A 14,848-nucleotide genomic window follows, 5' to 3' on the forward strand; every position below is an offset into this window, starting at 1 on the left:
ATCAAGAAAAATGAAACACAAAGATTTTACACTGAAAATCGGCAAGGGGGCGATGAGCTTTTCCATCCCCGAGGACCAGCTGCTTTACGAACTCGTGGGACGGAACCGGAAACCGCCGGAGGACCTGACCGCCGCCTATCGACACGCACTGGGCCATCCCATTGACAGCCCTCCGCTGAACCAGATGGTCAAGCCGGGCGAGACGGTGGCTATCACGGTCAGCGACATCACCAGGGGCTGGCAGCGCAACGATCTGACCCTGCCGATCCTGATCGACTACCTGAACGACGCCGGTATCTCCGATGACGACATCACGGTTATCATCGCCGTCGGCGCCCACCGCCAGAACACGACCGAGGAGTTTGTCGAACTCTGCAGCGAAGCCGTCTGCCATCGTGTCCGGGTGCTCAACAATAACGCCTGGGACACCGAAAACATGGTCTACTACGGAAAGACCAGCCGTGGGACCGAGGTGTCCGTGAACCGCGTGGTGGCCGAGGCCGACCGCGTGATTCTGACCGGCGGGGTCATTTACCATTACATGGTGGGGTATGGCGGCGGCCGCAAGAGCATCCTGCCGGGGGTTTCTTCGTTGAAGACCATTCAGCAAAGTCACATGTGGGCCATGGCAGCGACCGTCGGCAACGGATCCAACCCACTTGCCGCCAACATGAAGACGGCCGGCAACCCGGCCCACGAAGACATGATGGAAGCGGCCGCCTTCATCAAGCCCGACTTTATCGTCAACGTCGTTCCCAATCTGGATGGCGACATTACCGGTATTTTTGCGGGCAACTGGATCTCGGCATGGCAGGCGGCCACACGCCTGGTGGATGACATCTTCGGCGTGCCGATCCGGGAGCAGGCCGACATCGTCATCGCCTCGGCCGGCGGCTACCCCAAAGACATCAACCTTTACCAGTCCCAAAAGACCATCGACAATGCGGTCTATGCCATGAAACCGGGCGGCGTGGTCATTCTCCTGGCGGAGTGCCCGGACATCAAGGAGCCGGCTGAGTTTTTCGACTGGTTCGATCACCCCAGCTTTCTGGAAATGGAGCAGGCCGTGAGAGCCAACTTCTTGATCTCAGGCTGGGTGGCCGTGCGGCAGTTGGAGTATGGCCAGCAGGGTGAGATCATCATGGTTACGCAAAAAGAAAATATCGAACTGGCGCGCAAGGCAGGCGTCCGGGGCGTGGCCACCATGGAGGAGGCCTTGAAACTCGCTTACGAGAAGTGTGGCAGCAGCGTGCCTACAATAACGGTCATGCCACAAGGTGCCAATACCTTTCCGATCCTCGAAAAATAAGGTCGGGGGAGTGAAAGGCCGCGGCGATAAAACACATTTTAAATCATTAAGGAGGAAGTTATGCGCAAAAAGGTAATGGCGATTGTCCTGTTTTCCCTGTTTGTCGTCCTGGCGGTGTCTCCGGCGAGCTACGCCAAAATCATCCTCAAATGCGGCACCTCGACCCAGCCGACCCATATTTACAACCTGGCTGCCGAGCATTTCGGCAAAATCGTTGCCGACAAATCCGGTGGCGAAATCGAGGTCCAGGTGTTTCCCGCCTCCCAACTTGGATCCGAACGGGACATGGTTGAGGGCCTGCAGCTCGGGTCCCTGGAGATGACCCTGACCTCCACCGGCCCCATGGGCAATTTCGTCCCCCAGGTCAAGTTGTTCAACCTGCCTTTTCTGTTCAAGGACCGCGAATCCTGCTACCGCGTCCTGGACGGTGAAATCGGAACTCAGATCGCCGACCGTTTCACCAAGGTGGGCATCCGCTCTCTGGGGTGGTTTGAAAACGGCTTTCGCAACATCACCAACTCCAAGGTGGCCGTCAACAGCCCCGCGGACATGAAAGGAATCAAGATCCGGGTCATGGAGGATGACGTCTTTATCCTGACCATGAAGGCACTGGGGGCCAGTCCGCTGCCCATGGCCTTCGGTGAGCTGTATACCGCACTGGAGCAGAAAACCGTCGACGCCCAGGAAAACCCCCTGGCCGTGATTCACTCATCACGGTTTTTCGAAGTCCAGAAATACCTTGCCATGACCGGCCATTTCTACTCTCCGGCCGTGCTGCTGATCAGCGAGATGACCTGGAAGACGCTGACCCCCGAACAGCAAAAAATTGTCGCCGATGCGGCCGTCCAGGCGCGCGACTATGAACGCGAGCTTTCGCTCAAGGCTGACCAGGAGCTCGAAGCCGCCTGTAAAAAAGAGGGCATGACCATCACCCATCCGGACAAGGCGCCGTTTGCCAAGGCCGTGGCTTCCGTCTACAGCAATCCGTCGGTCATCAAAGCCATCGGTGGTGGCGATGCCGCAGAAGGTCAAAAACTCATCGATGCTGCCATCGCGGCTGCCAAATAGCACACGGTAAAGCAACCCGAAGCGGTTACCGCCGGTCCGGTCCACTGCGACCGGGCCGGCGGTAACCGGACGCTGCCAATGGAAACAAACCCCGATCAAAGGGTGGCTGCCTTGATTTTCAAGACTGTTTTCGACATCATGGACCGTTGCATCAACTGGTTTCTGGCACTATTGATGGCCGCCATGGTGGTCATCATCTCGGCCCAGGTCTGGTACCGCTTTATTCTCAACGACCCGCTCTCCTGGTCCGAGGAAGCCGGGCGCTACCTGTTCGTCTGGATCTCCTTCATGGGGGCGGCGGCCGGGGTGCGCTACCAGGTTCACCTGGGTATCGACCTGATGGACAAACTCCTGCCTCCCGGTGTCTATCGATGGGTGGTCGTGCTGGTTAACTTGATCATCCAGATCTTTCTGCTCATGATCATTTACTGGGGTTTCAAAATTTTGGGGATCATCCAGTTTCAGGAATCGCCGTCCATGCACATCTCCATGCGTTATCCCTACATGGCCGTTCCGGTGGGCGGGATATTCATGCTGATCAACTCCTTGCGTATCATGGTGGCCGCCATCCAGAGCCGCACCCTGGATCGGGAGGTGCGCATATGACCGCCGTATTGTTTGTCTCCCTGTTGATCTGTTTCGCCTTGGGTGTTCCGATTGCCTTTTCCCTGGGCGTGGCGTCGGTGGCGACGCTGCAATTCGCCTCCAGCCTGCCCTTGACCCTGGCGGCCCAGCGGCTGTTCACCGGTGCCGATTCCTTTCCGTTGATGGCCATCCCCTTCTTCATGCTGGCCGGCGAATTGATGGAATCGGGTGGAATTTCCCGCCGCCTCTTCGACTTCGCCCATGCCCTGGTCGGGTTCGTTTCCGGCGGACTGGCCATGGTGGCTGTCGTGGCCGCCATGTTTTTCGCCGGCATCTCCGGAGCGGCGGCGGCGGATACGGCTGCCGTGGGCGCGGTGTCCATCCCGGCCATGATCCGCAAAGGGTATCACAAGGGGTTTGCTGCGGCGGTGCAGGCTGCGGGGGGCTCCATCGGTGTCATTATCCCCCCTTCCATTCCCATGATCATTTTTGGTGTCGTGGGCGGCGTCTCCATCGGCAAGATGTTTCTGGGCGGTTTTATCCCCGGCGCGCTGATCGGGGGCAGCCTGATGGCGGTCAGCTATTTTTTGGCCAAGCGAGCCGGTTATGAGAGGGAATCCTTTCTCGGGGTCAAGACCATCGGGCGTACATTTTTCGGGGCTTTCTGGGCACTGTTGATGCCCTTGATCATCCTGGGCGGCATTCTTGGCGGCATCTTCACCCCCACCGAAGCCGCCGTGGTCGCTGCCGTTTATGGGGCGATTATCGGTTTCGGGGTGTATCGTGAGCTCAGGATCCGCGACCTGCCCAAAATTCTGGCCAAAGCAGCCATTTCCACCTCGACGGTGATGTTGCTCATCGCCACGGCAAATATTTTCGGATGGATCCTGACTGCCGAGCGGGTGCCGCAGAATGTGGCTGCCTACCTGGTCAGCCTGACGAGTTCCCCGGCCGTGCTCTACGCCCTGATACTTGCATGTCTGCTGGTTGTGGGGACATTCATGGAAACCTCGGCATCACTGATCATCCTGACCCCGGTTTTTCTGCCGGTAATCCAGCAGTTTGGCATTGATCCCGTGCATTTCGGCGTCATCATGGTTACCGCCCTGGCCATCGGCATGCTCACGCCGCCGCTGGGCATCTGCCTGTTCATCTCGTGCAATATCGCCCAGATCCAGCTATCTGAAATCATCCGGTATATCCTTCCTTTTCTGACAGTTATGATCGGGGTGCTGCTGCTGATGACCTATGTGCCCGACATCGTCATGTTCATCCCGAACCTTTACGGAGATTGACGCCCATGGCAACAGTAACCATTCCATTTGATGGCCGTCCGGTGGATTTCAACGTGCCCGATCGCAACCTGGCTGAAATTCTGAGCCCCAGGCCGTCGACGCCCCTGAACGACCTGGAGCAGGCCATCGAGGCGGCGTTCGACGCGCCGATCGGTCAGGACACGCTGGAAAAATGGGTCAAGCCGGGCGACCGGGTCATTATCGTCAGCGATGACAATACCCGCCTGACGCCTGCCGACCGAATCATCCCGCCGCTGCTCGAGCGGCTCAATGCAGCCGGGGTCCCGGACGACCGTATCGGCTGTATCATGGCGCTGGGCACCCACCGTTACATGACGGACGCCGAAATGGCGGCCAAGGTGGGTGAACGGGTTTACCGGCGGATCCGTGTCTTCAATCATGAATGGCGGGACCCCGCTGCCTTGGTGGACCTGGGCACCTCCAGCCGGGGAACCCCGCTGCTGGTTAACCGCGCCGTGGCCGAGGCGGACGTCGTGATCGGTTTAGGCGCCATCGTTCCCCATCATATTCCCGGCTTTTCAGGCTCCTCCAAAATCATCCAACCGGGGGTTTGCGGCGCACGCACCACGGCGGAAACCCATCTGCTCTCCTGCAGCGACGGCGGCGACTCCTTTCTGGGTATTGCCGACAACCCGGTGCGCCGCGATATGGACGACATGGCCGACCGGGTGGGTATGCACACCATTTTTAACGTCGTCATGGACAGCCAGGGCGGTGTGGTGGGCGTTTTTTTCGGTGACATGCGCGCGGCTTTCAAGGCCGGTGTAGAAATGGCAACGAAAATCTACGGCGTGGCCTACAAGGAGACGCCGGACATCGTTTTGGCCAATTCGTATCCCTGCGACCTGGATTTCTGGCAGTCCCACAAATCGCAATATCCTGCCCAGCGGATGGTACGGGCAGGCGGGACCATCATCGTCTGTACGCCGGCACCTGAAGGGGTCAGCCCCGTTCACACCGAGCTACTGGATTTTACCGCCTGGTCATCGAAGGAAATCAAGGCCGCCTATCGAGAGGGCCGGATCAACAACGGCGTGGCGGCGGCGCTGGCCATCGCCTGGGCCACAGTGAGGGAGAAGGCCTCGGTGATCATGTACTCCCCGGGCATTCCTGCCGGGGACAAGGCCCGTCTGGGGCACACCCATGCCGACAGTATCGACGCGGCTGTGGCCGAAGCCATGCGCCGCCAGGGTTCTGCGGCGCGGTTGAGCGTTCTTACCCACGCACCGGACATGTTGCCCATCCCAGCCTTCGACACCCCCGGGAAATGATGAGCCCTGTGCTCCAGATCGCCGTAATTGCAGACGACATCACCGGTGCCGCCGATACTGGCGTGCAGTTCTGCCCGGTAGTCGGTCCGATTCACATGGCCAGTGCCGCTGAAGGCGCCTTTCCCACCGTTATTCAAACGGCGGGACTTGCCGTTTTCACTGATACGCGCAACGTGGATGCGGCTACGGCGACGAAACGGGTTCGCAAGACGGGCGAAATGGTCCGTTGCCTGAATCCCCGATTGGTCTACAAGAAAATTGACTCCTGTCTGCGGGGAAACGTGGGTGTGGAAATCGATGCGTTGCTGCAGACGATCCCTGCCGCCGCCAGTTTTGTCGCGCCGGCGCTCCCCCAGCAGGGACGCACCACCGTCAACGGTGTCCATCGGGTCAACGGCGTCCCGCTGGGCGAAACCGAAATCGGCCGCGATCCCCTTTGTCCGGTGCGGGAATCTCGGCTTCCGGTCCTCCTGGCATCTCAAAGCCGGTTGCCGGTGGGGCATGTAGATCTGGCGTGCATCGAAAACGGGCCTGCCGCGATGGTGGACCATGTCCGGATGCTCTTGAACCGGGGCTGCCGGCACATCACCTTTGATGCCGAACAGATAGCCCACCTGGATGCCGTTGTTTGCCTTGCCCGTGACTACTTTGAAAAGATCCTTCTGGCCGGATCCGCCGGCCTGGCCGGCAGCCTCTCCCGCATCATGGCACGGGATCTGCCGCTCCCTGCGGCAGCGGTCCGGCCGAAGATCAAAAAATGGCTGTTCGTCTGCGGCTCGTCGTCACGGGTGCTGGCGGATCAGGTTGCGATGTTGAACCGGTCGACCAACTTGTCCTGCCACCTGCTGGACCCATTCGTGTTGACATCCGGTGAGGGATCCGCACAGCGTGGGCAATGCCTTGCCGGATTGGTGGATGCATGGTTGAGCGGCAGCCTGATCCTTGGCCTCAAACCGATCGTTGACGCCGGGCCGACCGAAAGTCCCGACCGGGTGGTTCGCGGATTGGCAAATGTAGCGGCGGCACTGCTCACCGCTGAGGCCTCGGAAGGGCTTTTTCTTTCCGGTGGTGATACGGCTGAGGCCGTCCGGCGTCAGGTGGCCGCATCGGCCATCCTCATCCGGGAAGAAATTCTACCGGGACTGATGTGCGGCGAGCTGGTAGGCGGTCCATTCAATGGTCTGCCCGTGGTTACCAAGGCGGGTGCGTTCGGGTCTGCCGATACACTCGTTCAACTTATCAATGCTTTAAAATAGGGGTTTGTTAATTATGAAGCAGACATCCACCGTTCCCTTGCTGGGCATCACCATGGGGGATCCCGGGGGCATCGGCCCAGAGGTCTGTGCCAAGGCGCTCAGCGATGCGGGAATTTACAGCGTCTGCCGCCCGATCGTTGTCGGAGATACGGCAGTGATGGCCAACGCAATCAAATTTTCCCATTTGAAGCTGGCGATCAATGCCTGCAGCCAGGTCTCGGCCGGTCGATTCAAACCCGGAACCCTGGATGTGCTGGACCTGATGAACATGCCGATGGCCGACCTGCGGCACCAAACCGTCACCGCCGCCCAGGGCAGGGCCTCGTTTGAATACATTGATCGCGTCATTGAGCTGGCCATGGCCGGGGAGATCGACGGCACCGTCACCGGCCCGATCAACAAGGCCGCCATCAACGCCGCCGGGTTTCACTATGCCGGCCACACCGAGATCTACGGCGAAAAGACCGGGACGACGGATTTCGCCATGATGCTGGTCGACGGGAACTTCCGGGTGACGCACGTCTCCACCCACGTATCCCTTCGGGAAGCCTGTGACCGGGTCAAAAAGGCGCGGGTCCTGAAAGTGATTCAGCTCACCCACAACACTTTGAATGGACTGGACATCCACACGCCCCGAATTGCTGTGGCCGGTCTGAACCCCCACTGCGGCGAAGGCGGCCTGTTCGGTGACGAGGACGACACCCAAATAACACCGGCAGTGGAAGCCGGTCGCGCAGCAGGGATCCGGGTGGAAGGCCCGCTGCCGGCGGATACCGTTTTTTCCAAGATGAAAGGCGGCATGTATGATGCGGTGGTGGTCATGTACCACGACCAGGGCCACATCCCTGCCAAACTGGTCGGTTTTCAATACGACGACGGGACCGGCACATGGGGTCAGATGGCGGGTGTCAACGTAACTATCGGACTTCCTATCGTCCGGACGTCGGTGGATCACGGCACCGCCTTCGACAAGGCCGGTGAAGGCCGGGCCAACCCTCAGTCCATGCTCGAAGCCATCAAGATGGCAGCCAAGCTATCTCGGTGAGGCCGGTGCCCCGGTTCAACCTGTTCAATATTTTCGACGGAGTTTGAAAAGCATGAAACTGCGCAGCCAGAAGATTCTCGAGCGGCCGGAGTGGAGCATCAACCGCGCCTACTACAAATCCATGGGTTACACCGACAGCGATCTGGAAAAGCCCCTGATCGGGATCGCCAACGCCTGGAGCACCACCGTCCCCGGACATTTCAATCTGCGCCAGGTGTCGGCGGCGGTGCGGGAAGGCATTCGCACGGCCGGCGGCACGCCGGTGGAGTTCGGGGTCATCGGGGCCTGTGACGGTATTGCCGAGGGCCACGAGGGCATGCGCTACATCCTGCCTACCCGCGACATCATCGCCCACAGCATTGAATTGATGGTGCAGGCGCACCAGTACGACGGCCTGGTGCTGCTGGGATCCTGCGATAAAATCGTTCCCGGCATGCTCATGGCCGCAGCCCGCCTGGACCTGCCCGCCATCCTGGTCAACGGCGGCCCCATGATGGGGGGGCCGCCCATGCAGGGGCGCAAAGCGGACACCACCTCGATCCTCGAAGGGGTGGGCATGCTGAAGAAGGGTATAATTTCGCAGGAAGAATTGGTCCGCATGGAGGATTCGTGCGCCCCCACTTGCGGTTCGTGCTCTTTTCTGGGAACTGCCAACACCATGTGCTGCATCGCGGAGGCAATCGGCATGTCCCTTACCGGCAGTGCCATGATTCCGGCCATCCATACCGGGCGGTTGCATGTGGCCCAGGATTCCGGCCGCGCCGTTGTCGATCTGGTCCGCAAGGGAATCACCGCCCGCCGGATCATCACCGGTGCATCCCTGGAAAACGCCGTCCGCCTGACATCCGCCATCGGCGGCTCCACGAACGCTGCCCTTCACATCCCTGCCATCGCCTATGAGGCCGGCGTGAAATTCAACATCGAGATGTTTGACGATATCAGCCGCAGTACGCCCCTGGTCGCCAAGATCAATCCGGCAGCCGCATGCAATGTGATCGATTTTTTTGAATCCGGCGGCGTACCGGTTGTGATGAACGAGATTGTCTCCCTGCTGCACAAGGATGCCATGACCGTCACCGGCCGGACGATCGGCGAAAACATTCGCGGAAAGGTCTCTCCCGACAATGACGTGATCAAGACCTTTGCGAAACCCTTCAGCGCCAGTGGCGGACTGGCGGTTCTGCACGGCAACCTGGCGCCCAATTCGGCGGTGACCAAGCCGGCTGCCATACGCAGCGACATGCTGGTCTTCAGCGGGCCGGCGCGGGTCTTCGAATCCGAGTCCGAGGCCAATGCGGCCATCATGGCCGATGCCGTGCAACCGGGCGACGTGGTGGTGATCCGCTATGAAGGCCCCAAGGGGGGGCCGGGTATGCCCGAGATGTTCAAGGCCATGAAACTGCTGCATGGTTTAGGGCTCAGCGACAAGGTCGCCCTGGTGACCGACGGCCGCTTCTCCGGAACCAACAACGGCTGCTTTATCGGGCACATTTCCCCCGAAGCCATGGAAGGGGGCCCCATCGCCCTGGTGACGGACGGCGATGTCATTGCCATCGACATCCCCGGCAAGCGACTGGACCTGAAAGTGGCGGAAGATGAACTCGACCGTCGGCGTAGGCAATGGAAGCCGCCTGAACCGCGCGTCACTGCGGGTTATCTCTATCTTTACAGCCGGTTGGCCGAATCCGCGGACAAAGGAGCCATCATCCGCACCCGTGCCGATTGAGCGGCGGCCCTTGTAGACGGCGCCGATAGGGCTAAGGTTTCGGCAGCTCTCCGTCAACGCCTCTACCCCCATTAAGCCAGCAGGCTACCTGATGGTTTCCGCCCGCCTCGACCAGGGGCGGACGATGTTCCGGGCAGGGATCGAATGCGTGGGCGCACCGGGGATGGTACGGGCACCCGGGCGGCAATGCTGCCGGATCCGGGGGCTCGCCCTCCACCGGCACCGGCGGCAGGGCTACCTGCGGGTCGGGTCGGGGCACGGCGGCCACCAGGGCCCGGGTATAGGGATGCCTGCAGGTGTTGTGAAAGCCGTCGGCATCGGCCATCTCCACCATTTGGCCGGCGTACATGACGGTGATGCGATCGCAAAAATGTTGCACAATGCCAATATCGTGGGAGATGAAGAGATAGGCAAGGTCGAACTGCTGTTGAAGATCCTTCATCAGGTTGAGGATCTGGGCCTGGATGGAGACGTCCAGAGCGCTGACCGGTTCGTCGGCGACCACCAGTTCGGGCCGCACGCACAGGGCTCGGGCAATGCCGATGCGCTGGCGCTGGCCGCCGGAAAACTCGTGGGGGTAGCGGTCTATATCGCTGGTCCGCAGGCCCACGGTGGTCAGCAGATCGGCGGCGCGCGCCCGCTGTTCGCGTTTTGAAAGCCGGCTGCCGTTGAGCAGCGGTTCGGTGACACTGTCTCCCACGGTCAAGCGGGGGTCCAGGCTGGCGTAAGGGTCCTGGAAGATGATCTGCATGTGCTTTCTCAGCGGCCGCATCGCATGTCGATCCAAAGTGCCGATCTCCCGACCGCCGAACCGGATGGACCCGCCGGTGGGTGTCAGCAGCCTCACTACCAGCCGGGCCAGGGTGCTCTTGCCGCATCCCGACTCACCCACCAGCCCCAGGCTCTCCCCCCGACGGATGCAAAAACTGACACCGTTGACCGCCTTGACCCATCCCGTGGGGCGTGAAAAAAAGCCGCGGCCCAAGGGAAAGTGCTTGGCGAGTTCCGTGACCTGGAGCAGGGGGGTGGGCTTCATGGATTGGCCGCCTGACCCATCTTGGTTCTTCTGCTTCGTCGCGGCATCCGGATAAATCGGTCATGTGGCATCGAGGGTGTTGTCGTCCATGCATAAAATTGAAGATCAGTTTTCAATTCCTAATCCCTTATTGTAGCCATTCCCTATTTTTCATACAACCAGCAGCTGACCTGCCGTCCCGGCCGGACAGATTTCAGCGCGGGGCCCTCGTGCCGGCATCGGTCGAACACTGACGGACAGCGTCCGGCAAAGGGGCAGCCGCTGATCGATTCCGTGGCGGCCGGGACCGTGCCGCGAATTTCATGCAGCCGGCCACGGCCTGAACCCAGCAGCGGCATGGAGTGAAGCAGTCCCTGGGTATAAGGGTGCAGGGGGTCGGCAAACAGGGGACCGACGTCGGCGGTTTCCACCACCCGACCCGCATACATCACCGCCACCCGACCGGCGGTCTGGGCTACCACCCCCAGGTCGTGGGTAATCAGCAGCATGGCGGTGTCAAGTTCGGCTTTCAGCTCTTCCATCAGCGACAGCACCTGGCGCTGCAGCGTCACGTCCAGGGCCGTGGTGGGTTCGTCGGCCACCAGCAAACGCGGCCGACAGACCATGGACATGGCAATCATCACGCGCTGGCGCATGCCGCCGGACAGCTCGTGAGGATAGCTGCCCAGCCGCTTTTCCGCCGATGGAATACGCACCCGGTCCAGCCACCGGGCCGCCTTCTTCAGCGCGTCGGCTCGAGACATGCCCAGGTGCGCCACCAGGGGGTCGGCGACCTGCCGGCCGATGGTCAGCACAGGGTTCAAGGCGGTCATGGGTTCTTGAAAAATCATGCCGATTTCACGGCCCCGGATACGACGCAGGGTCTCGGGATCCGCTTGCAGCAGGTCCCTGCCCGAAAAGCGGACCTCCCCCGCCACGACCCGGCCCGGCGGCGATGGCACCAGGCCCACCACGGCCAGGGCGGTGACACTTTTTCCACAGCCTGATTCACCAACCAGTCCCAACGTTTCACCGGTAGCGATGGACAGATCCACCGCTTGGACGGCACGGCCGATCCCTTCGGGAGTAAAGAAGTGGACCGATAAGCCCCGGATGTCCAGCAGCGCATCGTTCAACGGTGATCTCCGGGATAAAGGTAGTGCAGGGCCGTGAGGGCATAGATGCGGGCCGTTTCCACCAACTGGTCCAGATCGACCCATTCGTCCGCCTGATGGGGCACCTGGCGATCCCCGGCGCCCATGGTGACGATGGGTATATCTTTCAGCGCCCAGAGAAAGGTGCCGTCGGTGGCACCCGGCACACCGGCGAATTCAGGTTCCCTGCCGCTGATCTGCCGGCTGGCCCAAACGGCGGACGCGACGAGCGGATCTTCCCGGTCGGTATGGGTGCAAGGCCGGTCGGAAAGAAAGCGTACCGTTACATCCAGTTCCCAGGGCCGCCGAATTCCCATCCGCCTGTCGGCCTCCCGGTAGCACTGGTTGACTTCCCTGACGGTATGCTGCACCAGATCAGACAGGGCCTTGCGGATGGCGTCGTGGTTCTGATCGGGAGTGGTGCGTACATCCACCAAAATTTCCGCCTCGCCAGGCACCACATTGAGCTGGGGAGGACCCTGGGAAGGCGCCTGGACCACTGTCGGGGTGAAGCTCGGCCAGCCCAGCAGGGGATCTTTCCCGACGGTATGGATAGCCTCGGCTTCCAGGCGTGCCAATCCGTCGATGATGCGGGCCACCGCCGGGGCCGTGTTCAGGCCGGACAGGGGCATGGCCCCATGGCTCATGCGTCCACGGACGGCAAACCGGGCCCGTACCGCACCTTTCTGGGCGATGCAGATCAGTCCGTCCTGGGGTTCGCAGACGACCGCCGCCGTCACCGCATCGGCATGGCCGCTAGCGATGAAATGTTGTACACCGGTCATCATGCCTTCTTCGTCACATAATACACCCCCCACGATTGCTCCGGCCAAGGGGATGTCCGCCGTTTTGAGGGCCGCCATTGCCACCAGCATGGCGGCCAAGTTTCCCTTGGTGTCATTGGTGCCGCGGCCGAACATGCGACCCTTTTCGATGTGGGCCCCAAAGGGATCGTATCGCCACTGGCTCAGGTTGCCGGGGGTGACCACATCCGTGTGCCCCTCGAACATCAGCGTTCGGGGGCCGGGACCGGCAGTCCAGCGGATAATCACATTGGGCCGGTCCGGGGCCACGGTTTCCACGGTCACATCGAAGCCCCTGTCCCGGGCCCATCGAGCAGCCAGTTCCGCCGCTTCCGCTTCACTGGTGCCTGCCTGCGGGTCCCATACCGAGTTGCATCGCACCAAGCGGGCGGTAAGGTCGACCACCTTTTCCGGATCGATTCGATCAAGCACGTGTTGAATGGTCACTTTGGGTATCATCACGTATTCCAAGCGTTTGACATCTTCAACTGACATGGTGAATGGGTTATCGCAACCGCGGGTCCAGAATATCCCGCAACCCGTCTCCCAGCAGGTTGAAGCCGAGAACCGTCCAGGCGATGGCCATGCCTGGAAACAAGGCCATCCACGGGGAAAGCGCCATGAAAGTCTGGGCCTCGTTGAGCATCCGACCCCAGGAGGGATGCGGGGGTTGGGCGCCCAACCCCAGGTAGCTCAGGCCGGCTTCGGCCAGAATGGCGACGGCGAACTGGATGGTGGCCTGGATGATCAGCGGTGAGAGAATGTTGGGCAGCACGTGGCGCCGGATGATGGTCACTTCTGCCTGTCCGGCTGCCCGGGCCGCGGCAATGTAGTCCAGGCCTTTCACCGTCAGGGCCGACGCCCGTGTGAGCCGGGCAAAGACCGGAATGTAGAAGATACCGATGGCCAGCATGGCATTGACCGCCGACGGCCCCAGGACCGCGGTGATCAGAATGGCCGACAGCACCGCCGGAAAGCCGAAGAGCAGGTCTGAAAAGCGCATGATGGCTTCATCGGTCAGCCGGCCGCCCCAGACGCTGACCAGCCCCAAGACGATTCCCGCCCCCATGCCGATGGCCACGGTTATCAGCCCGACGATGATGGAATTCACCGCGCCCACCATCACGCGGGATAGCAGGTCCCGGCCATACTGGTCCGTGCCTAAAGGATGGGCCATGGAGGGGCCTTCCATGCGGTGGCGCGCGTCCATGGCATTAGGGCCGTATGGCGTCCAGAAGAGGCTGACCAGGGCCATGACGACCACCACGGTGGACAGGCCAGCCCCCAATGAAAAGTTCAGGTTTTTAAAATAGCGTGACATGGTCGCCAATTCTGTATCATTTATTGGCCGTCCAGCCGAATGCGCGGGTCCACGGCCGCGTAGGAGAGGTCCACGAGAAAGTTGACGATCACAACGGCCGCCGCCATGAATAGTACCACCTCCCGCACCACGGGCAGGTCTCGCTGGCCGATGGCCTGGAACACCAGTCGCCCCAGTCCGGGCAGGGAGAATACATTTTCGATGATGATAGCCCCGGCCAGCAGTTGGCCCATCTGCAGGCCGAAAATGGTCAGTACCGGGATCAGCGCGTTTTTCAAGGCGTGACCATACACCACGGTGCTTTCCTTCAAGCCGTTGGCCCGGGCGGTGCGTACATAATCCTCCCGCAGCACCTCCAACATGGAGGATCGGGTCAGCCGGGTGAGAATGGCCGTCCGGATCAGCCCCAATGCCAGGGCCGGCAGGAACAGGGCCTTTAAGGACCCCCAGATGTCATCATCCCAGCCGGGAAATCCGCCGGCGCTGAAAAGGCCCCAGTGAACGGAAAAAAGCAGCATCAGCAGGATGCCCAGCCAGAATTCAGGCACTGCCAGACCCAGTTGGGTGCCGGCCATCACGGTGGCATCCGGGAGGCGGTTCTGGTGCCGGGCGGCAAAAATACCCAGGGGCAGGGCCAGGGCCACGGCAATGGCCATGGCCATCAGCGCCAGAGGGCCGGTGACCGCCAAGCGGGATCCGATAAGGCTGAACACCGCCATGTCATATGTAATGGAGTGGCCGCCGGTACCCCGCATCAGGCTGCCGATCCAGCTGCCATACTGGACCCAGAACGGTTGATCCAGTCCCAGACGAATCCGAAGGGCCGCCAGGGTTTCCGGCGAGGCATTGATCCCAAGGATGATCTGGGCAGGGTCGCCGGGCAGCACGAAAAGCACCGAAAAAACGATGAGAGAGACCAAAAAAAGTACGGTCGCCAGGCTGACCGTTTTTTTTATCAGATAGCTGGTCATCAGCGCCT

Annotated in this window: 13 protein-coding genes; 8 read left to right on the forward strand and 5 right to left on the reverse strand. The window is 61.0% G+C overall.

Annotated features, from left to right (window positions below; genetic code table 11):
* Nucleotides 1-10: 10 nt before the first annotated feature.
* The 8 genes from larAH10 to ilvD all read left to right on the forward strand — a co-directional run bounded on the left by larAH10 (nucleotide 11) and on the right by ilvD (nucleotide 9,576).
* Nucleotides 11-1,309, forward strand: coding sequence for an NPN-dependent 2-hydroxyacid racemase, LarAH10 family (gene larAH10 / locus ACZCED_RS02470; RefSeq protein ID WP_462971395.1), 1,299 nt, complete (start codon nucleotides 11-13; stop codon nucleotides 1,307-1,309).
* 60 nt (nucleotides 1,310-1,369) lie between these two features.
* Nucleotides 1,370-2,377, forward strand: coding sequence for a TRAP transporter substrate-binding protein (locus tag ACZCED_RS02475; RefSeq protein WP_462971396.1), 1,008 nt, complete (start codon nucleotides 1,370-1,372; stop codon nucleotides 2,375-2,377).
* Between the two features lie 78 nt (nucleotides 2,378-2,455).
* On the forward strand, nucleotides 2,456-2,983 hold the full coding sequence (locus ACZCED_RS02480) for a TRAP transporter small permease (protein ID WP_462971397.1): 528 nt from the start codon (nucleotides 2,456-2,458) through the stop codon (nucleotides 2,981-2,983).
* Nucleotides 2,980-4,257: a TRAP transporter large permease gene (locus ACZCED_RS02485; protein WP_462971398.1), complete on the forward strand. Its 1,278-nt coding sequence runs from the start codon at nucleotides 2,980-2,982 to the stop codon at nucleotides 4,255-4,257. The genes ACZCED_RS02480 and ACZCED_RS02485 overlap by 4 nt, the downstream gene beginning before the upstream one ends.
* A gap of 5 nt (nucleotides 4,258-4,262) precedes the next feature.
* A complete protein-coding gene (locus tag ACZCED_RS02490) occupies nucleotides 4,263-5,549 on the forward strand; it encodes a nickel-dependent lactate racemase family protein (RefSeq protein ID WP_464860140.1) in 1,287 nt (428 codons plus the stop codon).
* Nucleotides 5,549-6,805 (forward strand): four-carbon acid sugar kinase family protein, encoded by a 1,257-nt coding sequence (locus ACZCED_RS02495; protein ID WP_462971409.1) that lies wholly within the window; start codon nucleotides 5,549-5,551, stop codon nucleotides 6,803-6,805. Before ACZCED_RS02490 ends, ACZCED_RS02495 begins: the two co-directional genes overlap by 1 nt.
* 13 nt (nucleotides 6,806-6,818) lie before the next feature.
* Nucleotides 6,819-7,850: a 4-hydroxythreonine-4-phosphate dehydrogenase PdxA gene (pdxA, locus tag ACZCED_RS02500; RefSeq protein ID WP_464860141.1), complete on the forward strand. Its 1,032-nt coding sequence runs from the start codon at nucleotides 6,819-6,821 to the stop codon at nucleotides 7,848-7,850.
* Nucleotides 7,851-7,902: 52 nt separating this feature from the next.
* Entirely contained in the window at nucleotides 7,903-9,576 is a 1,674-nt protein-coding gene (gene ilvD, locus ACZCED_RS02505; protein ID WP_464860142.1) for a dihydroxy-acid dehydratase, read from the forward strand.
* A gap of 31 nt (nucleotides 9,577-9,607) precedes the next feature.
* Here ilvD and ACZCED_RS02510 read toward each other — a convergent pair whose 3' ends face one another.
* The 5 genes from ACZCED_RS02510 to ACZCED_RS02530 all read right to left on the reverse strand — a co-directional run bounded on the left by ACZCED_RS02510 (nucleotide 9,608) and on the right by ACZCED_RS02530 (nucleotide 14,840).
* On the reverse strand, nucleotides 9,608-10,612 hold the full coding sequence (locus ACZCED_RS02510; protein ID WP_462971412.1) for an ABC transporter ATP-binding protein: 1,005 nt from the start codon (nucleotides 10,610-10,612) through the stop codon (nucleotides 9,608-9,610).
* A gap of 143 nt (nucleotides 10,613-10,755) precedes the next feature.
* A complete protein-coding gene (locus ACZCED_RS02515; RefSeq protein WP_464860143.1) occupies nucleotides 10,756-11,727 on the reverse strand; it encodes an ABC transporter ATP-binding protein in 972 nt (323 codons plus the stop codon).
* Entirely contained in the window at nucleotides 11,724-13,007 is a 1,284-nt protein-coding gene (locus tag ACZCED_RS02520; RefSeq protein WP_464860144.1) for a M20 family metallopeptidase, read from the reverse strand. Before ACZCED_RS02520 ends, ACZCED_RS02515 begins: the two co-directional genes overlap by 4 nt.
* Before the next feature lie 46 nt (nucleotides 13,008-13,053).
* On the reverse strand, nucleotides 13,054-13,869 hold the full coding sequence (locus ACZCED_RS02525) for an ABC transporter permease (RefSeq protein ID WP_462971415.1): 816 nt from the start codon (nucleotides 13,867-13,869) through the stop codon (nucleotides 13,054-13,056).
* Between the two features lie 20 nt (nucleotides 13,870-13,889).
* On the reverse strand, nucleotides 13,890-14,840 hold the full coding sequence (locus ACZCED_RS02530) for an ABC transporter permease (protein WP_464860145.1): 951 nt from the start codon (nucleotides 14,838-14,840) through the stop codon (nucleotides 13,890-13,892).
* Between the last annotated feature and the right edge of the window lie 8 nt (nucleotides 14,841-14,848).

Source organism: Desulfosarcina sp., assembly GCF_055467485.1.

Bases quoted from the DNA above. Each gene is read 5' to 3' on its own strand.
- ACZCED_RS02530 (WP_464860145.1), bottom strand. From the start codon at position 14,840: ATGACCAGCTATCTGATAAAAAAAACGGTCAGCCTGGCGACCGTACTT.
- larAH10 (WP_462971395.1), top strand. From the start codon at position 11: ATGAAACACAAAGATTTTACACTGAAAATCGGCAAGGGGGCGATGAGC.
- ACZCED_RS02480 (WP_462971397.1), top strand. From the start codon at position 2,456: ATGGAAACAAACCCCGATCAAAGGGTGGCTGCCTTGATTTTCAAGACT.
- ACZCED_RS02520 (WP_464860144.1), bottom strand. From the start codon at position 13,007: ATGATACCCAAAGTGACCATTCAACACGTGCTTGATCGAATCGATCCG.
- pdxA (WP_464860141.1), top strand. From the start codon at position 6,819: ATGAAGCAGACATCCACCGTTCCCTTGCTGGGCATCACCATGGGGGAT.
- ACZCED_RS02495 (WP_462971409.1), top strand. From the start codon at position 5,549: ATGAGCCCTGTGCTCCAGATCGCCGTAATTGCAGACGACATCACCGGT.
- ilvD (WP_464860142.1), top strand. From the start codon at position 7,903: ATGAAACTGCGCAGCCAGAAGATTCTCGAGCGGCCGGAGTGGAGCATC.
- ACZCED_RS02475 (WP_462971396.1), top strand. From the start codon at position 1,370: ATGCGCAAAAAGGTAATGGCGATTGTCCTGTTTTCCCTGTTTGTCGTC.
- ACZCED_RS02490 (WP_464860140.1), top strand. From the start codon at position 4,263: ATGGCAACAGTAACCATTCCATTTGATGGCCGTCCGGTGGATTTCAAC.
- ACZCED_RS02525 (WP_462971415.1), bottom strand. From the start codon at position 13,869: ATGTCACGCTATTTTAAAAACCTGAACTTTTCATTGGGGGCTGGCCTG.
- ACZCED_RS02485 (WP_462971398.1), top strand. From the start codon at position 2,980: ATGACCGCCGTATTGTTTGTCTCCCTGTTGATCTGTTTCGCCTTGGGT.
- ACZCED_RS02510 (WP_462971412.1), bottom strand. From the start codon at position 10,612: ATGAAGCCCACCCCCCTGCTCCAGGTCACGGAACTCGCCAAGCACTTT.